We start from the raw sequence: 26,426 nt of genomic DNA on the forward strand, positions 1-26,426 counted from the left end.
GAAAAAGTTTGGGAATGGAAAGAACAGTATTGGGGACAGATTACGAAGCAATTACGTAAATTGGGTACTTCCTGTGATTGGTCCCAAGAAAGGTTTACTTTGGATGCAGGTTGTTCTCGAGCGGTTCGCGAAGTTTTTGTTAGTTTATATGAAAGAGGTTTGATTTACCAAGGAAATTATATTATAAATTGGTGCCCTCACTGCCAGACTACTATTTCAGATATTGAAGTAGAACATATTTCCCAAAAGGGAAAGATGTGGGAAATCCGCTATCCTTTTGCTGAGGGTGAAGGGGCAATTGTTATTGCTACCACCAGACCGGAAACAATGTTGGGTGATACTGCGGTGGCTGTTCATCCGCAAGATGAACGCTATCGGCATTTAATCGGTAAGGAATTAATTCTACCACTTACTGGGCGTAAAATTCCTTTGATTGGCGATACTTATGTTGATCCTGCTTTTGGTACTGGTGTGGTAAAAGTAACTCCTGCACATGATCCTAATGATTTTGAAATGGGTCGCAGGCATGGTTTGCAGGAACTGACCATTTTAGATGACCGGGGTATCATAACTGCAGAGGGGAAATAACAGGGAATGGACCGCTTTACGGCCCGGAAATCAATTATTGAAGATTTACAAACCCTAGGTTATTTAGTGGGGGAAAAGGAACATGAACATGCTGTTGGTCAATGTTATCGCTGTGATACCATTATTGAACCTTTAATTTCTAAACAATGGTTTGTGAAAATGAAACCTTTGGCCAAACCGGCTATTGAAGCAGTTAAAGAAGGCCGGATTCGTTTTATTCCGGCTAGATTTACTAAGATTTATTTAAATTGGTTGGCTGATATTCGTGATTGGTGTATTAGTCGTCAGTTGTGGTGGGGACATCGTTTGCCTGTTTGGTATTGTCAGACCTGTCAGGAAATTATTTGTCAGCGAACAGAACCTGAGGTTTGTCCACAGTGTGGTTCCCAAGAATTAATTCAAGATCCGGATGTTTTGGATACTTGGTTTAGTTCGGCACTTTGGCCTTTTTCTACACTCGGTTGGCCGGAAAATAGTTCCCTTTTGCAGACTTATTATCCTACCTCAGTATTGGTTACTGGCCGTGATATTATTTTCTTTTGGGTAGCCCGTATGATTTTTACTTCTTTGGAATTTATGTCTGATGTGCCTTTTGGGGATGTCTTTATTCATGGTTTGGTTTTAGATGGACAAGGTCGCAAGATGAGTAAATCTTTAGGTAATGGAATTGATCCTTTAGAAGTTATCGAAGAATATGGTGCTGATACATTAAGGTTTATGTTGGTTACTGGTAATACTCCAGGTAATGATTTGCGTTTCCAAATCGAACGTCTGCAAGCTGTGCGTAATTTTGCCAATAAAATTTGGAATGCTTCCCGTTTTGCCTTAATGAATTTAGAGGATTATCAGGGTGAAGCTGGTGGTGAATATACTCTTGCCGATCGTTGGATTAGGAGCCGTTTTAATCAAACTGTGCAGAAAGTAACCACTAATTTGGAGAAATATGAATTAGGTGAGGCAGCTCGTTTGCTTTATGAATTTATTTGGGATGAGTTCTGTGATTGGTATCTAGAATTGATTAAACCTCGACTTTATGGACGAGAAACAGAAGCAAGTAGAAAAACCGCACAAAAAGTATTGGCCCAAACTTTGCGTCAAACTTTGGAATTACTGCATCCCTTTATGCCCTTTTTAACTGAAGAAATTTGGCAGCATTTACCCCCTGGTGGGGAAACAATTATGCTTACTCCTTGGCCTAAAGTTGAAGAAGCAGAGCTAGATGAGCAAGCCGAAAAAGAAATGGATCTGCTAAGAGATGTTATTCGGGCTATTCGTAATTTACGCAGTGAAATGAATGTACCTTTGGGTAAAAAAGCTCAAGTGGTTTTAATGGCCCAAGAGGAAACAACATTGGATGTTCTACGTCGGGGTGTACCCTATTTAACTAATTTAGCGAAATTGTCTGCTTGGGAACTAAAGTTAACTACTGTGGAAAAACCTCAACAAGCTGTTACTAATTTAGTCAGTGGTGTAGAGGTATATCTACTTTTACAAGGTTTGATAGATCTTGAGCAGGAAATAGCTCGTTTACAAAAGGAAAATAAGGCTTTGGATCAAGAGGTCTTACGTTTGGAAAAAAAGTTACAAAATAAAGGATTTGTAACTAAGGCTCCTCGGAAAATAGTTGAACAGGAAAAAGAAAAATTAAAGGATTATCAAACTCAAAAAAAAGCTCTAGAGGAAAGAATCAAATTTTTGACAGTGCGGCTTTAGTCGCACTGTTAAAAATTAATATGGGCACAGGCGGAGATCTTGACAAGAGCAGGCTAGATAAGTAAGATAAGAGACGTATGCAGGAAATAAATTATAGTAGCTGGAAATATTTACGGGAGGTTGAATGCATGGAGTATAGACAAGCTATATTAAAACTTAATCAATTTAAAAGCTTAGGAATTAATCTGGGCTTACGGCGAATCAATGATTTGCTGGAGATTTTTGGTCATCCTGAAGAACAGTTTCCGATTATTCATATCGGGGGTACCAATGGGAAAGGTTCTACCACGGCAATGTTGGCCTCCATTTTGAAAGAGGCCGGTTATCAAGTTGGTGTTTTTAGTTCACCTCATCTCATTTCTCATCGAGAAAGATTTATGATTAATGGGGAATATATTAGTGAAAAAGAGTTTACCGCTTTATTTGCCGAAGTTTTGGGGGCCTTGGAACAGGTAGAACAAGATGTTGGTAGTCTCCCTACGGAATTTGAAATTTTAACCGCGATGACCTTTTTATATTTTGCCCGTAAACAAATTGATCTGGCTTTGGTAGAAGTTGGTTTGGGTGGTGATTTTGATTCCACCAATGTAGTTAAACATCCCCTTTTAACCATTATTACCAATGTTTCTTATGATCATCAGGATCGTTTGGGGAATACTTTGGTAGAAATAGCGGAAAAAAAGAGCGGCATTATTAAAGCTAATTGTCCGGTAATTACGATGAGTAAAGGGGAAGATGTACTGCGAATTATTAGGGAAAAGGCTGAAGATTTAGCAGCACCTTTTTGGGAAATACAGCGAGAGGTTGCTTGGGAAATAATATCGGAAACAGATGAGGGGCAAGCATTTTCTTTGAAGACACCTTTTAATGATTATCCGCAATTGTTTGTTCCTTTACAGGGTGAACATCAAATTGAAAACGCGATTACTGCGGTTTTTGCCGCCGAAATTTTACAAAAAAAAGGGTGGAGGGTGGGTTCGGAGGCGATTAAAGCAGGCATTGTTAAAGTAAAATGGCCAGGTCGTTTGGAATTGATTGGTTGTAAACCTTGCTTTGTTTTGGACGGAGCCCATAATTTAGCCGGTTTTATGGTTTTATCACAATGGCTAACTAAAAGAAAACAAAACCGGCGGCTGGTTTTAGTTATTGGTATGCTTGATAATAAGGATTGGGATTGGGCAGCTCGATTTTTAAAACCTTTGGTTGATGCCGTGATTATTACGCGTCCTAATTCGGAGCGAACTGTACATTGGCAGGATTTAAAAAATCATTTTCAAGGTAATTTGCCTTTAACTTGTATTGAGGATATAGGTGAGGCCTTGGAAAAGGCTCGCAGCCTTGCTGGTGATGATGGTTTGGTTTTAGTTACTGGTTCCCTTCATTTGATGGGGAAAGCCCGTGAAATTCTGCAATGTTCTAAGAACAACTCCCCCGGCATATAATTTAAAATTAGGATGGGGGTGTTATTTTGCCTAGAATAGTTTTAGCTCTAGTTCTACTAGCTACCTTACTTTTGGGGCGGGGATTAGGGCATTTTTATTTGTCAAATATGGCAGAAGGCACACCGGAAATTCCTACCCGAAATGTATTTTTAACTTCCCGAGGGGAATTTCCGGGTAAGAAAAGGGTTCTTCGTTTAAATCAGGTCCCTTGTTATACTTGGCAAATAGCTTCCCTAGAAGAAAAAAAAGAGGCTTTAAAGATTGGTAAACAGTGGAGCCTGAAAGGTTATCCTGTCATAATTACCGGAGAGGGTCCTTTTGAAGTTCTTTTGGGTTTAGTTAATCAAAAAGAAGGTTTTAATACTTTGGAAATACCTGGTGAGCTCAAAGAAGACTGTCTCAATAAAATTGCTTTTAAATTTGCTGCCGAGGACTTTGAATCTGCTGAAAAAATAGCTCCTTTTCTCGGTCAAGTAAGTCTATGTTTGGAAAAAGGACTCTTTCTTTATCCTCATTTTGTCCTCAATGAGGAATTAGCTTTATGTCGTCCCAAATTTGTTCAATTGGCTGACTCCTTATTAGAAGTGGCTCAAATCGGTGAAAAAATAGAAGAGGAAGCCATTCTTCAATTGGTTAAATTATGTGTTGAATGGGAAATGAGTCTGCGTCTTATGGAAAAGGAATGGACTCAGGCTGCTTATTTAAAAAGTCAGCAGCAGGCCTTGGTTTTATTGGAGGAATATCATCGTTTTTTAAAACAAACAAACTAGAAGTGCATTAATCGGTAAAATTCGGTAATAATATACCTAAGGGGAGGGTTGAGCATGAGAATACCCGCACATTTAGGTATAATTCCGGATGGAAACAGACGCTGGGCAGAAAGCAGGGGGCTGGGAAAGGAAAAGGGCTATGCTGATGGTCTGCAGCCTGGTCTAGAAGTTTTTAAACTTTGTCAAAAAACAGGGATTAAAGAATTAACCTTTTATGGATTTACGGCTGATAATACAAAACGACCGCGAATACAAAGATTAGCCTTTACCATGGTTTGTATTCAGGCCGTAGAATTATTATCCCAAGAAGATGCTGATCTTTTGGTAATTGGTAAAACTTCTTCTCCCATGTTTCCACGTGAACTGTTGCCTTATACTAAAAAGAGAAAGAGATTTGGACAAGGAGGAACAAAAGTTAATTTTTTGGTTAATTATGATTGGCAGTGGGATTTAAAACAGGCTTTTACTAAAAAAAAGGTTGCCCAAAATCCCCTCGCTCTTTTAAATTCCTGTCATGTTTCTCGTGTGGATTTAATTATTCGTTGGGGTGGTCGCAGAAGATTAAGTGGTTTTTTACCTCTACAAGCCGTTTATTCAGATTTTTATATTATCGAAGCTTATTGGCCAGATTTTAAACCTCAACATTTTCAGGCGGCCTTGGCATGGTACAATACTCAAGATATTACTTTGGGCGGCTGAAAATTTCGGACGGCATTTCTAGAAGGAATTTAATTATTCTCGTTAATTCGTTTTGTTAATTATGAGCCCGGAAAAAACCGGGCTTTTCTTATTTTGGAAAGATGTATTATAATTATATTGTATAAAGTTCCGGCTTGTTTGCTGGATAGGGGAGTGATAAACTTAGAGGAGGGAGTTTTTTGTCACAAAGGAGTCTTGGTTTTTTGATTATTTTGTTGGTAGTGGGGGGTTTAATCGGCAGTCTTTTGGGACTGGCTTTAGGTAATCTTTGGCCAGTTGTAAATTATACTTTGCCGGTGATTGGTTTTGCACCAATAACCATTGATTTAGCAATTGCTAATTTTACATTGGGCTTTACCCTACAGTTAAATGTGGCTAGTACTGTGGGACTTCTTTTGGCCTTTTTTGTTTATTTTAGGTTTTAAAAATTGCAATAATTTGGGGGGAAATAGATGGACTTGGTGTTGGCCTCTAGTTCACCTAGGCGGTTCGAATTATTGAAGTTGCTGGGAATCCCTTTCCGGGTTGAGATTAGTGAAGGGGAAGGTGAAATTAGTGAGCCATATGAGTGGGGGGTACAGGAATTAGCTCGTGAAAAGGCTTGTCAGGTAAGTGGGGATATAGTTTTGGCTGCTGATACTATTGTGGTAAAAGAGGGACAGGTTCTCGGTAAACCAGTTAGTAAGGAAGAGGCTAAGGAAATGCTTATTTTTTTAAGTGGTGGCTGGCATCAGGTTTATACTGGGATCTGTGTTAAGCGGCAGCAGGAAATATTACAAGATGTAGAACTTACCAAAGTTTGTTTCCGCAGTTTGACAGAGCGGGAAATAGAGGCTTATTTAGAGCAGGAGTCTGTATTGGATAAAGCTGGTGCCTATGGAATACAGGGTTTAGGTAGTTTGCTTATTGAAAAAATCGCAGGCTGTTATTATAATGTGGTAGGATTACCTTTAGTTAAAACAATGTTTTTACTGAGGAAATGTGGAATTAAGATTTTAGGGGAGGAATGTTAATGTTTTTTTCCAGGGATATCGGAATAGATTTAGGCACTGCCAATACACTTGTGTATATAAAAGGAAAAGGTATTGCATTAAATGAACCTTCGGTGGTGGCTTTACACAGGGAAACTGGTAATGTTTTGGCTGTAGGTGATGAAGCTAAGCAGATGATTGGTAGAACACCTGGTAATATTGTCGCTATTCGTCCGATGAAGGATGGGGTTATTGCTGATTTTGAAGTAACACATATGATGCTGCGTTATTTTATTCGTAAAGCTATGCAAAAGAATCCCGGTTTTTTTTATCGGCCGCGGGTGGTTGTTTGTGTGCCGGCTGGGGTGACCACAGTGGAGGAACGGGCTGTTAAAGAGGCTGCTGTACAGGCTGGGGCTAAGGAGGCTTATTTAGTGGAGGAACCAATGGCGGCAGCTATTGGGGTAGGTTTGCCTATTTATGAGCCCACAGGAAATATGATTGTGGATATTGGAGGAGGAAATACTGATGTAGCGGTGATTTCTCTGGGGGGAATTGTTACCAGCCGTAGTATTCGAGTTGGTGGGGATGAATTTGACGAATCAATAGTAAATTATATTAAGCGTAAATATAGTTTAATGATTGGAGAACGTACGGCAGAAGAAATTAAAATTAAGATTGGTTCAGCGGCAAAAACGGTGCTGCCCAAAAAAACTGTTTTAAAAGAAGATAAAGAATGGATTAAAGAAAAAGAGCGGGAATGGAATTTAGAGGCAGCAGAAGAAACAGATGAATTAGAATATCGGGTGCGGGGACGGGATATGGTTTCTGGGCTCCCGAAATTAATTGTGGTTAGTATGGAAGAGATTACCGGGGCGATTGCGGAACCAGTAGCTGCTATTATCGAAGCTATTAAGATTTGTTTAGAAAAGACTCCTCCGGAATTAGCGGCTGATATTATGGATCGGGGGATTATGATGGCCGGAGGGGGTTCCTTATTATTTGGCTTTGATCAATTGGTTAGTCAGCAAACCGGAATGCCGGTACATCTTTCAGAAGGTCCTTTAAACGCGGTAGCGGTAGGTACGGGTAAAGCATTAGATAATATTGAGATTTTAAAAAGGCTGGCGATTTCGAATAAACGGATAGGCTAGGTGGTTGTACGGTGACCAAAAAACAAAAGACCATTACAAGTATAGCCTTAATTTTCCTCCTTTTGTTTACTTTTAGGATGATGTTCACCACACAAAGGTTGGCGGGGGCTGCTTTGCCTTTGGGTGGTATTGCTAGGGAGGCTTTTGCCCCTTTACAAAAGGGGGTCAGCTGGTTGACCACTTCTTTGAGGGATATTGGTGCCTATTTTAACGATAATCGGGTTTTACGGGAAGAAAATAAGGAAATGGCCAAAAAGATTATTCGTTTGGAAGAAGAAATTTATTCTTTGAAAGAGCATGAACTAGAAAATGAGCGCTTATTAATGTTATTGGAATATAAAGAAGCGAAAGCCGAAAATTATGATTTAGTTATGGCTAAGGTGATTGGCCGCAGTCATACTAATTGGTATGAAACATTACTTCTTGATCAAGGGAGTCAGCAGGGTATTCTTCCCAATATGGTAGTGATTAATCATGATGGCTTGATTGGCAAGATTATTAATGTTTCCCCACATACAGCGGAAGTATTACTAATTTTGGATCGTGATGGGGCGGTGGGAGCCCGTATTTTTGAAAATAGGCATACTCCGGGGGTGGTGGTGGGTACTTCCCAATCACAATATTTACAAATGATTCATTTACCACATGATTTACCTGTTGAGCCTAATCAAACTATAGTCACCTCGGGATTGAGCGGTGTTTTTCCGCCCGGGATTCGTATTGGACGGGTTATTGAGGTATTACCAGAACCGGGTGGTTTGATGAAGCGGACAACGATTAAGCCTTTTGTTGATTTTTCTAGATTGGAAGAGGTTCTAATTATTAAACAGGTACGGCAGACTGAGGATTTTATTGATGAGCCGGGGGGCGAAGTTTAATGCCTTATTATGGGGTTATGTTTTTAAGTGGAGTGGGGTGTTTAATTTTACAGTCCACTTTATTTTCGCATTTAATGATTGCCGGTGTAAAACCTGATTTATTATTGGTGCTAGTTTTATTTAATAGTTTTTTTCGGGGACCTTATCAAGGGGCTTGTTTTGGTTTTTTTATTGGTTTTTTGGAAGATTTATATTTAGGTAGTTTTTGGGGAATGAATGCTTTGGCTAAAGCTAGTACCGCCTTTTTAGTTGGCTGGCTTTTAAAAGGGGCTTTCTGGGAAAAAATATTGATTCCGATATTGGCCTTATTTTTAGGCAGTCTTTTTAATGGTTCTCTGCTTTTTTTAATGGGCAAAGCCTTGGGTTCCAATTGGGATTGGGGTTTGTTTTATTGGAAAATAGTACCCATGGCGATTTATAATACTTGTTTAGTTCCTTTTATTTATACGCGTTTTTATTATTGGGTAGGAGAGGATACAAAGGAACAATCGCTTTAGGGGGTGATTGGGGTGAGCACACGTAAGCCAAAGGCTATTGTCCAGGATGCCCTGCGATTATATTGGGGGATAATGATTGTTATGTTTATCGCCCTTTTTCTTCGTTTGGCCTGGTTGCAATTAGTACAAACAGAAATTTATCGAACAAAAGCAGTTTCTAATACGATGCGTTGGGTTCCTATCGAAGCCTCCCGTGGGGAAATAGTGGATCGGAATGGACAGGTATTGGTGACTAACCGACCTGTTTTTAATGTTACTTTAAATTATCCAGGTTTAAAGGATCAAGATATTGATCAGGTAATTACGGATCTGGTAGAAATTTTGGCTGATCCGGAAATTACTTTTGAAAGTATTAAAACATTATTAAAAAGACAAAATCGTTTATATGAACCAGTATTGGTTAAACGGGATGTCTCCATGGAAGTGGTTACCATTATCGAAGAAAGCAGGCGTGATCTTCCGGGAGTGAGTGTAGAAGTACATCCTCAGCGTGCTTATCCCTATGATAGTTTAGCTGGTCATTTATTGGGGTATGTGCATTCGATTAAAGAAGAATTAGATGATCCTGCTTTTAAGGATTATAGTATTAATGATTTAGTAGGTAAAACTGGATTAGAAAAATTTTATGAGTCTTATTTAAGAGGGCAGAAAGGTTATCGTCAAGTAGAAGTAACTTCTTTAAATCAACCAGTACGGGAAATTAGGAAAATTTCCCCTGTTCCGGGTCATAAATTAGTTCTTACTTTGGATCTCGAGTTACAACAAGTTTTAGAGGAATCTTTTGATCAGGTCTTGGGGGAGGTTCAAAAAAGGTATCCTAAAGCACAGGCCGGGGGAGCAGTAGTTTTAGATGTTAAAACTGCTCAGGTTTTGGCTATGGCTAGTCGTCCGGGCTTAGATCCTGATGATTTTAATGGCCGTTCTCTAAGTCAAGATCAGGCTGATTATTATTTTCGTATTACTCCACCGGCATTAGGGAATCGCGTTATTCAAGGTAGTTATGTGCCAGGCTCTATTTTTAAACCGATTACTGGTATGGCTGGTTTGCATAGTGGACAAGTTTCTTTGGAAGAAACAGTCCGCTGTACAGGACAGTATTGGCATCCACCCTATATTAAATGTTGGGCAGTACACGGTCAGACTGATTTTTATAAAGGTATGGCCCGTTCTTGTAATGTTTATTTTCAAGAAATAGCTCGACGGGCTGGGATTAGGTTGATTGGGCAAATAGGTCGTGAGTTTGGTTTGGGTGCCCGTACTGGTATTGATTTACCTTTTGAAAGTGTAGGTATTTTACCAGATCTGGAATGGCAAGCTAAGGAATTTGCCAAAAGGAGGCAAAGGGTTAATCAGGATTTTGATCAAAAGGTAGAAGTTTTGGAAAAAGAATATCAGGCTTTACTGGCTAAAGCTGAGAATAAAACTAGGTTGGAAAGGGAACTTGCTTCTCGTTTGCGTGTTTTGGAGGCCCAGCGGCAAAATGAAATAAACTTTCAAACTACCTGGCATGATTTTGATACTTATAATACGGCTATTGGTCAAGGTTATAATCAATTTACAATCATGCAAATGGCTAATTATGTGGCTACTTTAGCTAATCGGGGTGTTAGGCATCAGCCTTATTTGGTGGAGAAAATTGTTGATGCCGAAGGTAATTTAGTGGAAAAATTTCATTCGGAAATAATTCAAACAACTACTGTTTCTCGTGAAGTTTTGGAAGAGGTAATTACGGGAATGACTTTAACTACTGCCCCTGGTGGTACGGCTTATTCCCTTTTCTGGAATTTTCCTGAAGATATTAAAGTAGCGGCTAAAACTGGTACAGCTCAGCCTGGTCGAGTAGGGTATGTAAAAAATAAGGATTTTGACGGATTATTTATTGCTTTTGCCCCAGCTGATGATCCGCAAATTGCTTTTGCCGGAGTAATTGAACATGGTAATAGTGGGTCAGGTTCGGCAGGTTTAATGGCTAAAGCTGTTTTTGAGGCCTATTTTGGTTTGAACTGAGTGGGGAGGTGAAAAAGTGCGTAAATTATTCTTGCTGATTATACCAATTTTAGTTGTCTTAATTTTGGTCTTTATTTTTTATTTACCACCTGATTCTGAAGAAATGTATAATGAGCATTTGGTCGTTGAACAAAGATTGGAAGATGGCACCTTATGGCTGCGGGATTTAAATCAATATGTAGGAGAAAAAGTTTACTTTTGGGAAGACAAGATTTTGCAGTGCCGTGAACCAAATGGAGAAATAAAGGAGTTTCCACAGGTAAAGGTAAAGAAAACCCCGGTTATTTGGCTTTTATCTGCTGATGAAAAAAAAGTGGCTTGGTTGGGAGCTTCTGCACAGGGGCTTATTTTAAGCGTGGTTGATTTGGATGGAAACAATAAAAAAGTGAGTATTTATATTTTGGGCAAAGTGAGGTACCTGTTTCTACTAGCATTTTTTCACCTGATAATCAAGAATTTGTTTGTTCAGCTATCGGTACGGAAGAATATTATTTGCTGGTAGAAATACCAACTAAGCAGGTTAAATTATATGAAAAAAATGAAGAATTACCAGATTGGTGTCAAAAGCTCAAGTAGGGCTGTTTGATAATTAACAACAAATTTCCGCTTTTTTCTTAGTTAATGGCAGGGATTTGGGGGGGAAATCACGAACATCATAGCAATGACTTTTCAAGTAAAATGCAGAAGGATATGAGGCTATTGAAATTATTAGTTATTAAAGGTGAACGAGATGGTTTGCATTTGTTTTGTTCCACAAGTGCACCTTGGGGAGATGTAATTAAGGCAATTAAAACACGTCTTACTGGTGAATATCATCAGTTTTTTGCGGGGGCAAGTGTTATTGTTGAGTTAGGTACTCGTAGGCTGACTGTGGAAGAAATGAGTCAATTGTGGGCTGTCTTATTGGAATGTCAAGTGAAAATTAAAGGGATCAGGCTGGGAGAAACAGAAGTAAAAAACGAAGTAGTTAAATTATCGGCTACAGAGTCCCTTAGTCAAAAACCGCTCTATTTGGCTAAAAAAAATTTGCGTTCAGGGCAAAACATTACTTTTGATGGACATGTTTTAATTTGGGGTGATGTCAATCCCGGGGCGGAAGTTATTGCTACCGGTTTTATTATTGTCTTGGGGGCTTTACGGGGTACTGCTCATGCTGGTGCTGGCGGTGATGAGGAGGCTTGGGTAATGGCTGGTAAATTACAGCCAACCCAATTAAGAATTGCCGATTATATTGCCCGGGCACCACAAGAAGAACCTCAGGGTCCGGAAATTGCCAGAATTAAAGCAGGTACTATTATTTGTGAATTATTATAAAAAAGAGGTGGGGAGGTTAAAAATGGGAGAAGTCTTTGTGATTACCTCTGGTAAAGGAGGAGTGGGCAAGACTACGGCCACAGCTAATGTTGGTACGGGTTTGGCCACAATGGGTAAACGAGTAGTAATGGTTGATACCGATATTGGGCTGCGTAATTTGGATGTAATCATGGGTTTAGAAAATAGAATTGTCTATGATTTGGTAGATGTGGTAGAGGGGAATTGTCGTTTAAAACAAGCCTTAATTAGAGATAAACGTTTGGAAGGATTATGTTTATTACCTGCGGCTCAGACAAAAGATAAAAGTTCTGTAACACCTGAACAAATGCAGGAATTATGTACTCAATTAAAGGCGGAATTTGATTATGTTATTATTGACTGTCCGGCTGGAATCGAAGGGGGCTTTAAAAATGCCACAGCCGGTGCTGATGAGGCGATAGTGATTACTACACCGGAAATTTCGGCGGTTCGTGATGCTGATCGAATCATTGGACTTTTGGAAGCAGCGGAATTATCAAATCCTAAATTGATAGTTAATCGTCTTTGTCCTGAAATGGTAAGAAAAGGTGATATGTTAGATATTGATGATATTATTGATATTTTAGCCATAGATATTATGGGAGTGGTTCCTGAGGATCAGGCAATAGTTATTTCCTCAAATAAAGGTGAACCAGTTGTCTATGATTTAAATTCCCCAGCCGGTTTGGCGTATCGTAAAATTGCTCAAAGAATCATGGGTGAAGCGATTCCCTTAACTGCTTGGGAGGCTGAAGTGGGATTATTGGCAAAATTGAAAAGCTTTTTTCGGTTTAATGATTAATTAAAGGAGGTATAGGTGTGGATATTTTTGGAAAAGCAAGTCAGCAGGAACCTTCCAGTAAAAGTATTGCTAAAGAAAGGCTGCGTTTGGTATTAGTACATGATCGTGCCAGTATTTCACCTCAACTTTTAGAGGATTTAAAAGAAGATATGTTAAAGGTAATTTCTACATATATGGATATTGATCGGGCGGCTACCGAAGTTACTTTAAAAACTGATGAGGCTTCAGTGGCTTTAATGGCAAGTATTCCGGTGATCAAGATTAACAGAATTTGACCACTTGGTATTCTTCCCTTCTCAGGTTATAATAATAGGGAATGGGGTGGAAGAAGATGCAGATCACCAAGATTCTAAAAAGCCTTGACTATGCACTTTTATGTGTTGTAGGGCTCATCCTTGTGGTGAGCTTCTTTGTTTTAGAAAGTGCGACGGTAACCGCTAGTGCAAAATATGGGGTAAATTTTGTGCTGCGTCAAATTGCTTGGACTGTTGTAAGTATACTTGTTTTTTTTGCTGTACTTTATGTAGATTACAGTCGTTTTGCTAAATATGGTAAATTTATTTATGGTTTAAATCTTTCTCTGCTTTTGGCTACTTTAGTTTTGGGTACGGAGCGTAGTATCTCTTTAGGTCCGGTCAGTTTTCAACCTGCCGAAATTGTTAAGATTTTATTGATCTTGGGCTTGGCACAATTTTTGGTACCCCGTGTAGGTAAATTAAATACCTTTAAAGAAATGTTTCCCGTATTTTTGTATGTGATCATTCCTTTTTTACTAATTTTAAAACAGCCTGATTTAGGTACTGGTTTGGTTTATATTGCTATTATGTTGGGGATGCTCTTAGTGGCTGGAGCTCCCCCCGGAAAATTACTTTTATTGATTGTGGGTGGTTTGGGAGCAGTCAGTTTAGCTATTTTCGGACATTTGACTTGGGGGTGGTGGCTGCCCTTAAAACCTTACCAATTAAATCGTTTAATTGTTTTTATCGATCCGATGATTGATCCCCGTGATGCTGGCTGGAATATTATTCAATCTAAAATTGCCATTGGTTCTGGTGGTTTTTGGGGGAAAGGTTGGGGACTTGGTTCTCAAAATGTGAATAATTTTTTACCTGAACAGTGGACTGACTTTATCTTTTGTGTTTTAGCCGAAGAATTTGGTTTTGTAGGGGCTCTCCTTTTGTTGTGTTTATTTTTCTATTTAATTTATCGGGGAATTATAATTGCCCGGGAGGCAAAAGATATTTATGGTACTTTATTGGCTATGGGGGTAATTACCATGTTTGCCTTTCATATCCTCCAAAACATAGGAATGACCATGGGAATTATGCCGATTACCGGTATCCCGCTTCCCTTTGTTAGTTATGGGGGTAGTTCTCTAGTAGCCAATATGGCTGCTTTAGGTTTATTAATGAATGTTTATGTTTATCATGAGGAAAGAATTATGTTTTAAAGGGAGCTGATGTTAATGAAAGTAAAAGTTGATTCAGAATTATGTATTTCCTGTGGAGTTTGTGTAAGTATGGTCCCTGATGTTTTTAGTTGGGATGAGGAGGATAAAGCGACTGCAATTGAGGAAGAGGTACCTACAGACTTAATAGAAGATGTTCAAGATGCCTTGGAAAGTTGTCCCACTGAAGCCATTCAAGAATGTTAGGTTGCTTTTTTAAAGCAAGGGAGGCTATAATAGGAGAGGAATTTCGAGGAGGTGGTCCTTAATGCGTATTAGAAGAATTAGTGAGAATAAGATTCAGATCATTATCACCCGCCAAGATTTAGAAGCAAGAGATTTTAATAAAGGTGAATTAATGCCTTTGGGTCCTAAAACACAAAAATTGTTTCAGGATTTGCTTGATCTAGCTTATCATGAGTGTGGTTTTGAAATAGAAGATGATTCTCAATTAATGGTGGAGGCTTATCCGTTATCGATAGATAGTATAGTGATTATTATGACTAAAATTAGGGCTCCTCTAGATGAGGAAGTGGATGAAGATAGTTTTCTTACTTTTTGGCCGGAGGAGGCCGATCTTGATGAAGGCTATTATCACATTAAAAAAGGTTGTGAACAGGTCTGGTCTTTTGCTGATTTGGAAAATTGTATTCAAGCCTGTAGTCGGCTTAATCCAGAATGTGTTGAACAGAGTGCTTTGTATAAATACAAAGAAGATTATTATTTAGCGGTAGTAGCACATCATGATGGCCAAAAAGAGGTAGCGGCGATTTTGGGTGAATATGGTGATTGGCAGACTGTACATGCCGCTTTCTTTGCGGAAAGGGCCCAAACTCTCATTCCGCGTGAAGCTGTAGTGAATTTAGCTAGTTTAAACAAATAGTTTTTTACAAAAGCCTTGTTAAATCGAGGCTTTTGTTTTTGTACTCTATTTTCTTTTGTATTATAATATGATATAAATAGGCATTAATGGTAAGGGGTAGGACCTGGATGAAAAGACCAATTAAAGTTCTCATATTTTCGGTATCTATAGGTGCCGGCCATGATTCGGTGGCTGAAGCCATGGCTGAAAGGCTATTGGCGGAAAGCCCGGGATCAAAGGTAAAAATTATAGATACGATTCGCTACATAAATGGGCTTTTAAATAAAGTGGTGGTCGGCAGCTATATGGAGACACTGCGTTTTACACCACGAGTCTGGGGTTATTTATATGAACGGGTGGAACAGGGTGAGCGTTTAATTGAATTTAGTCAATTATTGGCTAAACTGCTTTCTACAAAGATTTGTCAATTGATTGCTGAATTTACCCCTGATGTAATTATAACTACTCATGCTTTTTCTACTAATTTATTGGGTGAAATGAAATGTCAAGGAAAGGTTAAACCTTTATTGGTTTCTTTTGTTACCGATTTCCATATTCATCGTGTTTGGATCAGTAAAGGAATTGATCTTTATTTTATTCATTCACCTGATATCGCCACACCTTTAATTCAGGCTGGTATTAAACATGAGCAAATAAAGCCGGTGGGTATCCCTATTCGAATGCAATTTGCGGCTCACTGGGGTGCCCAAGACTTGCGAAAAAGATTTACCACTTCTGGAAATCCAGTGGTAATGGTTATGGGTGGGGGACTTGGCTTAGGTAGAATGAAAACCATTACTAAGGAATTATTAAGTCATGAACAATTTGCAATTGTGGTAGTAGCTGGTAAAAATAAACGCTTATATAAGAGATTAGAAAAACGGCAAGATTCTCAATTACATTTATTTGGTTATGAAAAAAACATTGCGGAAATTATTGCTGCTTGTGATTTAATTGTTTCTAAACCTGGTGGGGTTACTTCTGCGGAAATACTAGCTTTAGGTAAACCTTTAATTATTTATGCCGCTTTGCCGGGACAGGAAAATCGTAATGCCACTTATTTGCTGGAGCATAATGCCGCTATGAAAGTAAAGGAATTAGCGGTGTTGAATAAAAAATTAATGGAACTTTGGCAAAATCAAGAACGTTTAGAGCTAATGCGGGAAAAAGCCCGGATTTTGGGTTCACCACTAGCTAGCAAGTTGGCTTGGCGGGAAATTTGGGCTTATTGGGACTAGGAATTGCAATTTTTGTTTTACTTGTTTATAATCTAGTTACAATGGGTAGGACGGTAGGATGGTAGTGAAAAGTGTTTTATCAAGGACACCTTTCTAGGTGTCTTTATTTCCTTTGGGGTTTTTCACCTGCCTACACCCAATAAAAGGAGTGTGAAAAAATGATTATTGTTTTGGAAAAGGGACTTGCTGCAGAACAAATTAATCAGGTAGTAGCTAAGTTGGAGGAGAATGGATATCAAGTACATCAATCTCATGGTGTGGAAAAGGTCTTATTGGGTGCAGTAGGCAAAAAAATAGCACATTTGGAAGCTGTGTTGGAAACAATGCCTGGGGTGGAAAAGGTTATTCCCATTCTTGCCCCTTATAAATTGGCTAGTCGTGAATTTCAAGCCGCTGATACTTTAATTGATTTCGGTGATTTTACACTTGGTGGTCAACAGTTGCAAGTTATGGCTGGTCCTTGTGCTGTGGAAAATCGCGAGCAGCTTTTGGAAATAGCCTATATGGTTAAAGAAACTGGTGTGCGTATTTTACGCGGTGGAGCTTATAAACCGCGTACTTCCCCTTATTCTTTTCAAGGTTTGGAAGAAAAGGGATTAAAATATTTGGCTGAAGCTAGGGAAAAAACTGGTTTATTAATTGTTACTGAAGTAATGGATACCCGTAAAGTAGAATTAGTGGCTGCTTATGCAGATATTTTACAAATCGGGGCTCGAAATATGCAGAACTTTCCACTATTAAAAGAAGTAGCCAAATATCAGCTGCCAGTAGTTTTGAAAAGGGGTATTAGTGCTACTTTGGATGAGTGGATGATGGCTGCTGAATATATTATGCTTCATGGTAATCAGCAAGTTGTTTTATGTGAACGCGGGATTCGTTCTTTTGATACTACCTATAGCCGTAATGTTTTGGATTTGGCGGTGGTGCCAATTTTAAAAAAATTAACTCATTTACCGGTAATTGTTGATCCCAGTCATGGGACTGGCAAATGGGATTTAGTTACTCCTTTAGCTAAAGCGGCTTTGGCCGTGGGGGCTGATGGTCTATTGATTGAGGTACATCATCGGCCTGAAGAGGCTTTTTGTGATGGTCCACAGTGTTTAAAACCACAAACTTTTAAAAATTTAATGTGGGAACTAAAGGCCTTGGCCCCTTTGTTAGGTCGTGAACTATAAATGTTTCGTAAAGTAGCTATTATTGGTTTGGGGTTAATGGGTGGTTCTTTGGGAATGGCCATTCGGCAAAAAATTCCCGTAATAGAGGTTTGGGGAGTAGAAAAACGGCAAACGGTAATTAAACAAGCTTTTTTAAAAGGAGCCATTGATCAGGGGACACAGGATTTGGCTCAGGGGATCACTAATGCTGATTTAATTTTTTTGGCAGTACCTTTGGCGGAAATGTTGAAAATTTGTAAGCAAATGAAACCTGATTTAAAATTAGGTGCTTTGGTTAGTGATTTGGGAAGTGTTAAAGGGAATTTAGTGCCTTTATTGGAAAAATGTTTGGCACCAGGGGCCTTTTTCATAGGTGGTCATCCCATGACTGGTTCGGAAAGGAGCGGCATCGAGGCCGCTAGTGCAGCTTTATGGGAAAATGCGGTACACATTTTAACTCCTACCAAAGAAACCCATCCGGAAAAACTAGCCATTTTAAGTGCCTTTTGGGAAAAAATAGGGGTGCGGGTTGTGTTGCTTACACCTGAGAAACATGACCAACAGGTGGCCCTAGTTAGTCATTTACCACATTTAGTGGCTAATGTACTTTTAAATTTACTTGAACCAGAAGAACCTTTTTTAGGTGCGGGTAGTTGGCGTGATTTAACTCGTATTGGTGATAGTTCTCCTGATTTGTGGTTGGAAATTTTAAGTAGTAATAAACAGGCTTTATTGGCGGTAATTGAGCAATTTCAGAATAAGTTGGCTTTATATAAACAATGTTTAACAAATGATGATCTGAGGTGTTTACGTAATTTATTGTTGGAAGCACGTGTCAATCGGGATAAAATTAAAACCCAAGAAATCAAAATATGAGGTATAATAAAAAGAAAGGGCTGCTAAAGTGATAAAAATTACTCCTGCTAAGCAATTAAAAGGAATAATACGTGTTCCGGGGGATAAGTCGCTTACACATCGGGCTTTAATTTTGGGGGCCTTGGCTGAAGGAGTTGTGGAAATTACCGGATTTTCTCAAGCTAAAGATTGTGCTAGGACTCTCTATTGTTTACGGCAATTGGGTGTGCAGATCAAGGTTGATACCCATGGTAAGGTAGTGGTGCTAGGTAAAGGGTTGGGGGGGTTAGTTGAACCACAGCAAATTTTGTTTGCTGGTAATTCGGGTACTACATTACGCCTTTTGGCCGGTGTCTTGTCTGGACAATCATTTACTTCTTTTTTAAATGGTGATGCTTCTCTGCGGCAAAGACCTATGGGGCGTATTGTTTTTCCCCTTAGGAAAATGGGAGCCTGTATTCAAGGCAGAAAAGGGGGCACTTATCCTCCGTTGGCGATTACAGGTAAATCACTTAAACCTATAAACCATCAATTGTCGGTAGCTAGTGCCCAAGCCAAATCAGCTTTGTTATTGGCTGCTTTATATGCACCTGGTTGGACGGAAATAAAAGAACCATTACCTACACGTGATCATACGGAAAAAATGTTAAAGGCTTGGGGAGCTAAGATTGAATGGTATGCAGGTAAATGTGGAATTGAAGGATTACCACATTTAAAGGCACGTCCGGTTTTTATACCTGGTGATTTCTCCGCGGCCGCTTTTTTTATAGTTGCTGCTTTAATTGTTCCTCACAGTCATCTCAAAATAGAAGGGGTAGGCTTAAACCCTACTCGCCGCGGTCTTTTAGAAGTGCTACAGGCAATGGGGGCTAGTATAAAAGTAGCTGAGTTAAAAGAAACGGCAGGAGAAATGTATGGTACAATCGAAGTAAAAAGTAGTAGTTTACGCGGTATTTCCATAGGAGGTGAAATTATTCCCCGCTTAATTGATGAAGTGCCCATTTTAGCGGTAGCGGCTTTGTTTGCCGAAGGTATAACAGAAATTAGGGGTGCCGCAGAATTAAAAGTTAAGGAAAGTAATCGTTTGCGGGCCTTAGCCAAGTGTTTGTCCCGTTTGGGGGGACAACTTGAAGAATTGCCGGATGGTTTACGCATCCATGGTGGTTATCCTTTACAAAGTGCCCTTTGTTCTGGTTATGGTGATCATCGTTTGGTGATGTCTTTGGCGATTGCTGGTTTAAGGATTAAAGGAGGAATAAAAGTTACCCATCCGGAACTCACGGAAATTTCTTTTCCGGGTTTTTGGGATTTATTGGCGGAATTGAGGTGTGAATAATGAATGATATTAATGAAAAAACAAAAGTATATGCCTTATTAGGTAATCCGGTAGAACATTCCCTTTCTCCGGTAATGTATAATGCAGCTTTTCGGGAACTAGGTTTAAATAGTGTTTATGTGGCTTTTAATGTGGAGCCAGATTTATTGGCCGAGGCTGTACAGGGAATCAGAGCACAGGGTATTCAAGGTGGTAATGTCACGCGTCCTTTTAAGGAAGCCATTTTGCCTTATCTTGATGAATTAAGTGTGGAAGCACGTTTAATTGGTGCTGTGAATACTTTTTATTGGGAGGAAGGCTGTTTATGGGGTGACAATACTGATGGTGCTGGTTTTATTGTTGCTTTGCGGCGGGTAGATTTTGATTTTTCACCTAGTCAAAGTGTATTATTATTGGGTGCTGGTGGTGCTGCACGGGCTGTAGGTGTGGCTTTGGCCTTAGCTGGCATGAAAAATTTTACGATTGTCAATCGTCAGCGTGAAAAAGCTGAGAACTTGGCCAAATTATTGGAGCGTTTGGGTGGTATTGTTAGTTTGCGGAATTGGGAAGGGGCTAATTTACGAGAAGTTTTTTCGGAAAATAAATTGGTGGTTAATACTACTCCTTTAGGAATGACTGCTGTTGATCAAGCTGGTCCACCTATCGAAGAGAAATGGTTTGTTAAAGGTCAATTGGTGGTGGATTTAATTTATAATCCTTTGGAAACAGAATTTCTGAAAAAAGCCGCGGCTCGCGGTTGCCAAACCCTAAATGGTCTTTCCACATTGTGGGCACAGGGTGTGCTTGCTTTTGAAAGATGGACCAAAAAGGAGGCACCTGCTGAAGTCATGGCTACCGAATTGCAGAGGTGGCTTTAGGATGCTGCGTTTTTTAACAGCCGGGGAATCTCATGGTAAGGCCTTGAATGCCATTATCGAAGGTCTGCCGGCAGGTCTAAAATTAAATTGGCAGCGAATCAATGATTTTTTGGGTAGAAGACAGGCTGGTTATGGTCGTGGTACCCGCATGCAGCTGGAAAGGGACCAGCTAGAAATTATTTCAGGGGTAAGAAACTCCGTTACTTTAGGTACACCTGTGTCGCTTTTGATTAAAAATCAGGATGCCGAAAATTGGCAAGATGTTTTAGCTGTTAAAAAGGCTGATTTATCAAAAAAAAGGCTGCTGAAACCTCGACCTGGTCATGCGGATTTTGCCGGTGGAATTAAGTATCGGCACCGGGATTTACGCAATGTTTTGGAAAGGGCTAGTGCCCGTGAAACAGCGGTGCGTACCGCTGTGGGGGCAATAGCTTTTGAATTATTGGCAGAATTAGGTTTTAAAATACAGGGACAAGTAATGAGTATTGGTTCTATTCAGGCAAATCCACCGGAAAAAATAGTTCCCTCAGATATGCTTAGGGAAAACCCTTTATTTTGTACTGATCAGGAAGCCGTAGAGGTGATGTTAGGGGAAATAAAATTGGCTGAAAAAGCGGGGGATTCTTTGGGAGGAACCTTTCAAGTATTGGCGGAAAATGTGCCTCCGGGTTTAGGTTCTCATGTGCATTGGGATCGGCGTTTAGATGGTCGTTTGGCACAAGCTTTAATGAGTATACCGGGGATTAAAAGTGTGGAAATAGGTTTAGGTCGAGCAAGTGCCGATTTGCCCGGTTCACAGGTTCATGATTCTCTTTTTTATCAACCTAAAAAAGGTTATTATCGTTTAAGTAATCATGCCGGGGGTTTGGAGGGGGGAATCACCAATGGGGAAAGGTTGGTTGTACGGGCTGCTATGAAGCCGATTCCTACTTTACGGAAACCTTTGGAAACTATTCATTGGGAAACTAAAAAACCGGTTGGGGCTAGTGTGGAGCGCAGTGATGTCTGTGCGGTGCCGGCGGCTATGGTGGTTGCCGAAGCTATGGTAGCTTGGGTTTTGGCAGAAGCCGTTTTGGAGAAATTTGCCGGTGATCATCTAGATGAATTAAAAACTAATTTTAAAAACTATTGTGCTGAAATTTAATTGGTTAGGTGGGAAAAGTTAATGCAGTGCTTAGAAGTAAATTTAAGTTCCCGCAGTTATCCAATCTTTTGGGGTGAAGGGCTTTGGCCAGCCTGTATAAAAAAGTTGCGTAAAATGACTGTGGAAGATGAGCTTTTTTTAATTAGTGATACACAAGTAATGACCTATTATGGTCAGGAGTTAATCAGCTTATTAGAAAATGCTGGTTTTGTTCCCCATCATTATTTAATTACTCCAGGGGAAAATTCGAAAACTTGGTTTACTGCTTCGCAAATTTTGGAAGTGATGCTCCAGAAAAATTTTAGTCGTCAGGTGCCCCTTTTGGCTTTAGGTGGGGGAGTGGTCGGTGATTTGGCTGGATTTGTAGCTGCTTTGTACCGCCGAGGTGTTCCTTTTATTCAGATTCCGACTACTCTTTTAGCACAGGTTGATAGTGCTGTAGGTGGTAAGGTGGCCGTAAATCATCCTCAGGGTAAAAATATGTTGGGGACTTTTTATCAGCCTGAGGCGGTTTGGTTGGATTTGCGTGTTTTAAATACACTTCCACAGCGTGAATGGCGGGCTGGTTTGGGTGAAGTGTTAAAATATGCGATTTTGGCGGAACCTGCTTTTTTAAATTATTTAGAGAGTGAAGCAGTAAATGTTTTAAATAGGAAAATTACCGTTTTGGAAAAAGTAGTAAAGCATTGTTTGCAATTTAAAATTGCGGTAGTGGAAAAAGATGAATTTGATTATGGTCGGCGCCAAATTTTAAATTTAGGTCATACTTTTGCCCATGCTTTGGAAAAAGCGACGAATTTTTCGCAATATTTACATGGTGAAGCTGTAGCCCTGGGCTTAGTTATCGCCTTAAATTTAGCTTGTGATTTGGGAATGTTGGCTGCTCAGGTAAAAAAACGTCTCATTGACTTGCTGCGAATGTGGGGTTTACCAGAGAGCTTTCCTGCAGCTTTAACGGAAAAAATATTGCTTTTTTTAGCTGATGATAAAAAAGTTGCACGGGGACAAATTCAGTTTGTTTTACCGCGGGATATCGGCAAGGTGGAAATAAAAAACGGCCTGCCTCAAAAAGAGGTGCAAGCCGTTTTGCAAAGGATAGCGAAATAATGGTCGGGATGACAGGATTTGAACCTGCGACCTTCTACTCCCGAAGCAGACGCGCTACCAAACTGCGCCACATCCCGTTTATGTATATATTATAAGACTGCTAAAATAAGAAGTCAATCTAGAGGAGGTAGAAAATGAGTAAGCGCCAGGAAAGAGATTTAAGATATTTGGCAGCTATTGAAGAAATTACCCAAACCCTTTGGAAATGTAAAGAAAAATATAATTTACAAGCTGAAGAAAACCACCCCTTAATGCACAGATTGAAAATTTGGGAAGAAAAGCTAACTACAGAAAGAAGATTAATTGAGGAAATAAGTTTACCATGTCGTTTTATTTTAGAACATTTTACTACTTTTATCGGTGAGGTTGATCATACAGTAGGTTTTAGCCTTGGACAGCAATTAGAATTGGGACGGGGCAGTATCAATGATTTTTCCATTGGAGAATGGGGCAATATTTGTTTAGTCATCGGTAATGTACAATTGTGTTGGCGAGATAGGGATTATCAATATTTGTTTTATCCTGATAAAGTGGTTTTACGCTCAATTGAAGGGACTAAACCCGAAATTTATCTCTTTTTTAATTTTGCTTTTAAATATTCCAAGATTTTAACGGAATTTAAAGATGTACTTCATGATCAACAAACTCTTTATTGTTATCCTGATTTATTTTCCGAGCCTTAGGGCTCTTTTTTTTGCTTTTAAGGCACCTCTTGCTTGTCAGATTAATATTCTAATACAAGGAAAAAGAGGTGTTAAGTATGGGAATAACAAATTGCATAGATGCCGGTACCCCATATTGCCCCTGTTATTTAGCGGAAACAGGTGAGTGTATTATGTGTTCTCAATTACAAGGCGAAGTTTTTTGTGCATGTTTAAATTGGCAAGGGGTTTGTATCTATCAAGAATATATTTGGCATAATTCACGCCGTCGGGAAGATCGACAAATAGCATTATATGAAATTTTAAATTGTACTCCTCGGGGAACTAATGTGATTATTGCTCGGATTCAAGTGGAACTCTCTTTGGCCCGGGAATTAAAGCAGCCAGGTGCCTATGTTTTTTTACGAGCACCTTATAATCCTGAATTTTTTGATTTACCCATGTCGATCTTACAGGCAGATGAAAGTAGTGGGATTATTGAAATTGCCGTACAAAAAAGAGGTGTAAAAACTAAGTGTCTTTTGGAAAAATTGGCTGAGGGTAAAGTGTTTTTGCGCGGACCTTATTGGAACGGTATTTTGGGGTTAAAGCATTTAAAAACTCAGCAAAAGGGAAAGACCATTTTGGTGGTAAGGGGTATTGGTCAGGCTCCGGCGGTATCTGTGGCTCGTAAATTAAGGCAGGGAGCAAATGAGGTTTTGGTATTGTTAGATAAGGGTAGAACCAAAGCTGATTTCACTGGTCCTTTATTTCAAGAATTGGGCTGTACAGTAGAGTACATAAATTTACTTAATCCCCAAGATTGGTCACTAACTGAGAAAGCTGCAGTTTATTTAAAAAAATATTTAACTAAAACAAAATGTGATTTACTTTATGCCGGGGGTTCAGATTTACTCCATCAGCAAATTTTTGATTTATTGATTTCCTTAAAACAAAAAATAAAATTTGTTTGTTCCAATAATGCTCAATTATGTTGTGGGGAAGGAGTTTGTGGTAGTTGTCAAACTAGATTGACTGATGGACGTAGAGTTAAACGTTGTAAAACACAATTAGAGCCGGCTAGTATCTATCAAGGAGGAGAAACAAATGGCTAAAGTGGTAATTATCGGAGGAGGATGGGCAGGATGTGCAGCAGCCATTACGGCCAGAAAAGCCGGTGCTGAAGTTGTCATTTTAGAAAGAACAGATTTATTATTGGGTTTGGGTAATGTCGGCGGCATAATGCGTAATAATGGTCGTTTTACGGCTGCCGAGGAATTAATAGCTTTAGGTGCGGGAGAATTGATAGGTATTACTGATAAAGCGGCACGTCATCGAAATGTTAATTTTCCACGCCATCAACATGCTTCTTTATATGATGTGGTACGTGTGGAACCAATGGTACGTCAAAAATTAATTGAGTTGGGAATCGAACTTCATTTTGAAACACGTGCCATTGATGTGGAAATGGACGCTGAAGAGATTAAAGGTATAGTTTTACATGATGAATCTTTGGTCAAAGGTGATGTTTTTATCGAGGCTACCGGTTCGACGGGTCCTATGGGTAATTGTTTACGTTATGGTAATGGGTGTACGATGTGCATTTTGCGCTGTCCTGCTTTTGGTCCGCGGGTAAGTATCAGTGCCCGAGCTGGGGTAGAGGATCTTCTGGGACAGCGGGGTGATTCTGTTTATGGGGCTTTTAGTGGTTCTTGTAAATTGGTTAAAAGTTCATTGAGTCCCGAAATTGTTGAGAAATTGGAGCAGGAGGGAGTAGTTATTGTGCCTTTGCCTCCGGAAGCGATTAAAATAGATAATTTAAATTATAAGGTTTGTCAGCAGTATGCAGTTAAAGAATTTGCGGAAAACTTGGTGCTTTTGGATACCGGTTTTGTAAAATTAATGGTTTCTTCTTATCCCTTGGCTAAGTTAAGAGAAATAGCGGGATTTGAATTTGCTCGTTTTGCCGATCCATATGCTGCAGGTAGTGGGAATTCGATTCGTTATTTATCTATGGCCCCACGTAATAATACCTTGAAAGTAATTGGTTTGCGTAATTTATTATGTGCCGGGGAAAAAGCCGGTTTATTTGTCGGTCATACGGAAGCTATGGCTACTGGTAGTTTAGCCGGTCATAATAGTGTGCGTTTATTTTTGGGAATGCCCCTTTTGGAATTACCGCGTAAATTAGCCATCGGGGATTTAATTGCTTATACTAATGAACAGACTAAAACTACACAAGGTTTGAGAAATCGCTACACTTTTTCTGGAGGAAAATATTTTGAACAAATGATTACGCGGAATTTATATTCTATTGATCCTGTACAAATAAAAATGCGGGTATCAAGACTGAATTTATTTAATATCTTTGATGAAAAATTATTATAGTTCGGAATGGACGGCCAGGGGGTAATTAACCCCATGGCTGTTTGTTGGTAAATTTACTTTTCTCGACAGTTCTCTGAATTGGTGGTACAATTTAATTGGCAGTAGGTTTTTTGAAATTAAGGGGGTGCTGTAGTGAATATTCGTGATGAAAAGGGTTTGAAAACTTTTCTTAAGTGTCTGCGAGAGACACATGCTTTTCGAGCACAACCTAGATACCTGAAGGAGTTAAGGGATTCCGAAAAAGAAATGACGGTAAAGGTAAGTAGCTTATTGGAATTATCTGATGAGGAAATTATTGAGGAATTTGGAAATCGTGAAACCCCGGAATTTGTGGAAAAAGTATGGCCTTATTTTGATTATTTGAGAAAATCTAATCATGTTGAAGATAAAGTTTATTCTCAAATTGAGATTTTTTCTCAAGCTGATGTAGCCAAGGAAATGGCCCGGGCGGAAATTAAAAAACAACCAGCTGGTGTTTTTACCAGAGCCAGACATGTCTTTTTTTTAAAAACTGCGGCTGAACGGGCCGAAGAACAAAGGCGAA

Annotated in this window: 27 protein-coding genes, 1 tRNA gene and 1 pseudogene; 28 read left to right on the forward strand and 1 reads right to left on the reverse strand. The window is 39.4% G+C overall.

Annotated elements, in window-relative coordinates:
* The 24 genes and pseudogenes from GX687_07050 (at position 1) to aroB (ending at position 22,853) form a co-directional block, all read left to right on the forward strand.
* Positions 1–2,301, forward strand: a pseudogene (locus tag GX687_07050) (valine--tRNA ligase).
* Positions 2,302–2,429: 128 nt separating this feature from the next.
* Complete coding sequence (locus GX687_07055) at positions 2,430–3,743, forward strand: bifunctional folylpolyglutamate synthase/dihydrofolate synthase (GenBank protein ID HHX97192.1); 1,314 nt, start codon at positions 2,430–2,432, stop codon at positions 3,741–3,743.
* Between the two features lie 26 nt (positions 3,744–3,769).
* Positions 3,770–4,513, forward strand: coding sequence for a hypothetical protein (locus GX687_07060; GenBank protein HHX97193.1), 744 nt, complete (start codon positions 3,770–3,772; stop codon positions 4,511–4,513).
* Between the two features lie 54 nt (positions 4,514–4,567).
* On the forward strand, positions 4,568–5,212 hold the full coding sequence (locus GX687_07065) for an undecaprenyl diphosphate synthase family protein (protein HHX97194.1): 645 nt from the start codon (positions 4,568–4,570) through the stop codon (positions 5,210–5,212).
* A 179-nt stretch (positions 5,213–5,391) separates the two neighbouring features.
* Positions 5,392–5,637, forward strand: coding sequence for a DUF4321 domain-containing protein (locus GX687_07070; GenBank protein HHX97195.1), 246 nt, complete (start codon positions 5,392–5,394; stop codon positions 5,635–5,637).
* Between the two features lie 27 nt (positions 5,638–5,664).
* Positions 5,665–6,225 (forward strand): septum formation protein Maf, encoded by a 561-nt coding sequence (maf, locus tag GX687_07075; protein ID HHX97196.1) that lies wholly within the window; start codon positions 5,665–5,667, stop codon positions 6,223–6,225.
* Complete coding sequence (locus GX687_07080; protein HHX97197.1) at positions 6,225–7,337, forward strand: rod shape-determining protein; 1,113 nt, start codon at positions 6,225–6,227, stop codon at positions 7,335–7,337. The genes maf and GX687_07080 overlap by 1 nt, the downstream gene beginning before the upstream one ends.
* A gap of 77 nt (positions 7,338–7,414) precedes the next feature.
* On the forward strand, positions 7,415–8,215 hold the full coding sequence (mreC, locus tag GX687_07085) for a rod shape-determining protein MreC (GenBank protein HHX97198.1): 801 nt from the start codon (positions 7,415–7,417) through the stop codon (positions 8,213–8,215).
* Positions 8,215–8,712, forward strand: a complete 498-nt coding sequence (gene mreD / locus GX687_07090) for a rod shape-determining protein MreD (protein HHX97199.1) — start codon at positions 8,215–8,217, stop codon at positions 8,710–8,712. The genes mreC and mreD overlap by 1 nt, the downstream gene beginning before the upstream one ends.
* A 12-nt stretch (positions 8,713–8,724) precedes the next feature.
* Entirely contained in the window at positions 8,725–10,719 is a 1,995-nt protein-coding gene (gene mrdA, locus GX687_07095; GenBank protein HHX97200.1) for a penicillin-binding protein 2, read from the forward strand.
* Between the two features lie 16 nt (positions 10,720–10,735).
* Complete coding sequence (locus GX687_07100) at positions 10,736–11,221, forward strand: hypothetical protein (protein HHX97201.1); 486 nt, start codon at positions 10,736–10,738, stop codon at positions 11,219–11,221.
* 176 nt (positions 11,222–11,397) lie between these two features.
* Positions 11,398–12,033 (forward strand): septum site-determining protein MinC, encoded by a 636-nt coding sequence (locus GX687_07105; protein ID HHX97202.1) that lies wholly within the window; start codon positions 11,398–11,400, stop codon positions 12,031–12,033.
* Positions 12,034–12,055: 22 nt separating this feature from the next.
* Complete coding sequence (gene minD, locus GX687_07110) at positions 12,056–12,853, forward strand: septum site-determining protein MinD (GenBank protein ID HHX97203.1); 798 nt, start codon at positions 12,056–12,058, stop codon at positions 12,851–12,853.
* Between the two features lie 17 nt (positions 12,854–12,870).
* Entirely contained in the window at positions 12,871–13,128 is a 258-nt protein-coding gene (minE, locus tag GX687_07115; GenBank protein HHX97204.1) for a cell division topological specificity factor MinE, read from the forward strand.
* A gap of 56 nt (positions 13,129–13,184) precedes the next feature.
* On the forward strand, positions 13,185–14,303 hold the full coding sequence (gene rodA, locus GX687_07120) for a rod shape-determining protein RodA (protein HHX97205.1): 1,119 nt from the start codon (positions 13,185–13,187) through the stop codon (positions 14,301–14,303).
* Positions 14,304–14,318: 15 nt separating this feature from the next.
* Entirely contained in the window at positions 14,319–14,507 is a 189-nt protein-coding gene (locus GX687_07125) for a ferredoxin (GenBank protein HHX97206.1), read from the forward strand.
* A gap of 61 nt (positions 14,508–14,568) precedes the next feature.
* Complete coding sequence (locus GX687_07130; protein HHX97207.1) at positions 14,569–15,183, forward strand: adaptor protein MecA; 615 nt, start codon at positions 14,569–14,571, stop codon at positions 15,181–15,183.
* 107 nt (positions 15,184–15,290) lie between these two features.
* Entirely contained in the window at positions 15,291–16,400 is a 1,110-nt protein-coding gene (locus tag GX687_07135; protein HHX97208.1) for a galactosyldiacylglycerol synthase, read from the forward strand.
* A gap of 158 nt (positions 16,401–16,558) precedes the next feature.
* Complete coding sequence (aroF, locus tag GX687_07140) at positions 16,559–17,575, forward strand: 3-deoxy-7-phosphoheptulonate synthase (GenBank protein ID HHX97209.1); 1,017 nt, start codon at positions 16,559–16,561, stop codon at positions 17,573–17,575.
* Positions 17,576–18,430 carry a prephenate dehydrogenase gene (locus tag GX687_07145; GenBank protein ID HHX97210.1) on the forward strand — a complete coding sequence of 285 codons (855 nt, stop codon included), beginning with the start codon at positions 17,576–17,578 and terminating at the stop codon, positions 18,428–18,430.
* Between the two features lie 28 nt (positions 18,431–18,458).
* A complete protein-coding gene (gene aroA / locus GX687_07150) occupies positions 18,459–19,745 on the forward strand; it encodes a 3-phosphoshikimate 1-carboxyvinyltransferase (protein HHX97211.1) in 1,287 nt (428 codons plus the stop codon).
* A complete protein-coding gene (locus tag GX687_07155; protein HHX97212.1) occupies positions 19,745–20,602 on the forward strand; it encodes a shikimate dehydrogenase in 858 nt (285 codons plus the stop codon). The genes aroA and GX687_07155 overlap by 1 nt, the downstream gene beginning before the upstream one ends.
* Before the next feature lies 1 nt (position 20,603).
* Positions 20,604–21,746, forward strand: coding sequence for a chorismate synthase (gene aroC, locus GX687_07160; protein ID HHX97213.1), 1,143 nt, complete (start codon positions 20,604–20,606; stop codon positions 21,744–21,746).
* Between the two features lie 21 nt (positions 21,747–21,767).
* Positions 21,768–22,853 carry a 3-dehydroquinate synthase gene (gene aroB, locus GX687_07165; GenBank protein ID HHX97214.1) on the forward strand — a complete coding sequence of 362 codons (1,086 nt, stop codon included), beginning with the start codon at positions 21,768–21,770 and terminating at the stop codon, positions 22,851–22,853.
* Here the strand turns inward: aroB and GX687_07170 are convergent.
* Positions 22,854–22,930, reverse strand: a tRNA-Pro gene (locus GX687_07170).
* A 57-nt stretch (positions 22,931–22,987) separates the two neighbouring features.
* On the opposite strand from GX687_07170, the gene GX687_07175 reads away from it, so the two are divergent.
* The 4 genes from GX687_07175 to GX687_07190 all read left to right on the forward strand — a co-directional run.
* Entirely contained in the window at positions 22,988–23,536 is a 549-nt protein-coding gene (locus GX687_07175) for a hypothetical protein (GenBank protein ID HHX97215.1), read from the forward strand.
* Between the two features lie 77 nt (positions 23,537–23,613).
* Positions 23,614–24,609 (forward strand): sulfide/dihydroorotate dehydrogenase-like FAD/NAD-binding protein, encoded by a 996-nt coding sequence (locus tag GX687_07180; protein ID HHX97216.1) that lies wholly within the window; start codon positions 23,614–23,616, stop codon positions 24,607–24,609.
* Positions 24,602–25,882, forward strand: coding sequence for an FAD-dependent oxidoreductase (locus GX687_07185; GenBank protein HHX97217.1), 1,281 nt, complete (start codon positions 24,602–24,604; stop codon positions 25,880–25,882). The genes GX687_07180 and GX687_07185 overlap by 8 nt, the downstream gene beginning before the upstream one ends.
* Before the next feature lie 132 nt (positions 25,883–26,014).
* Positions 26,015–26,426 (forward strand): hypothetical protein (locus GX687_07190; GenBank protein HHX97218.1); only part of this gene is annotated, 412 nt, incomplete at its 3' end.

The sequence above is a fragment of the Clostridia bacterium genome (genome assembly GCA_012841935.1).
GTDB lineage: Bacteria > Bacillota > Peptococcia > DRI-13 > DTU073 > DUTS01.

Coding starts and splice junctions, on each gene's coding strand:
- GX687_07135 (HHX97208.1), top strand. CDS start 15,291: ATGAAAAGACCAATTAAAGTTCTCATATTTTCGGTATCTATAGGTGCC.
- GX687_07105 (HHX97202.1), top strand. CDS start 11,398: ATGCAGAAGGATATGAGGCTATTGAAATTATTAGTTATTAAAGGTGAA.
- aroC (HHX97213.1), top strand. CDS start 20,604: ATGCTGCGTTTTTTAACAGCCGGGGAATCTCATGGTAAGGCCTTGAAT.
- mreC (HHX97198.1), top strand. CDS start 7,415: ATGATGTTCACCACACAAAGGTTGGCGGGGGCTGCTTTGCCTTTGGGT.
- GX687_07175 (HHX97215.1), top strand. CDS start 22,988: ATGAGTAAGCGCCAGGAAAGAGATTTAAGATATTTGGCAGCTATTGAA.
- GX687_07180 (HHX97216.1), top strand. CDS start 23,614: ATGGGAATAACAAATTGCATAGATGCCGGTACCCCATATTGCCCCTGT.
- GX687_07145 (HHX97210.1), top strand. CDS start 17,576: ATGTTTCGTAAAGTAGCTATTATTGGTTTGGGGTTAATGGGTGGTTCT.
- GX687_07055 (HHX97192.1), top strand. CDS start 2,430: ATGGAGTATAGACAAGCTATATTAAAACTTAATCAATTTAAAAGCTTA.
- mreD (HHX97199.1), top strand. CDS start 8,215: ATGCCTTATTATGGGGTTATGTTTTTAAGTGGAGTGGGGTGTTTAATT.
- aroB (HHX97214.1), top strand. CDS start 21,768: ATGCAGTGCTTAGAAGTAAATTTAAGTTCCCGCAGTTATCCAATCTTT.
- GX687_07065 (HHX97194.1), top strand. CDS start 4,568: ATGAGAATACCCGCACATTTAGGTATAATTCCGGATGGAAACAGACGC.
- aroF (HHX97209.1), top strand. CDS start 16,559: ATGATTATTGTTTTGGAAAAGGGACTTGCTGCAGAACAAATTAATCAG.
- minD (HHX97203.1), top strand. CDS start 12,056: ATGGGAGAAGTCTTTGTGATTACCTCTGGTAAAGGAGGAGTGGGCAAG.
- maf (HHX97196.1), top strand. CDS start 5,665: ATGGACTTGGTGTTGGCCTCTAGTTCACCTAGGCGGTTCGAATTATTG.
- rodA (HHX97205.1), top strand. CDS start 13,185: ATGCAGATCACCAAGATTCTAAAAAGCCTTGACTATGCACTTTTATGT.
- GX687_07130 (HHX97207.1), top strand. CDS start 14,569: ATGCGTATTAGAAGAATTAGTGAGAATAAGATTCAGATCATTATCACC.
- GX687_07080 (HHX97197.1), top strand. CDS start 6,225: ATGTTTTTTTCCAGGGATATCGGAATAGATTTAGGCACTGCCAATACA.
- GX687_07185 (HHX97217.1), top strand. CDS start 24,602: ATGGCTAAAGTGGTAATTATCGGAGGAGGATGGGCAGGATGTGCAGCA.
- GX687_07125 (HHX97206.1), top strand. CDS start 14,319: ATGAAAGTAAAAGTTGATTCAGAATTATGTATTTCCTGTGGAGTTTGT.
- GX687_07155 (HHX97212.1), top strand. CDS start 19,745: ATGAATGATATTAATGAAAAAACAAAAGTATATGCCTTATTAGGTAAT.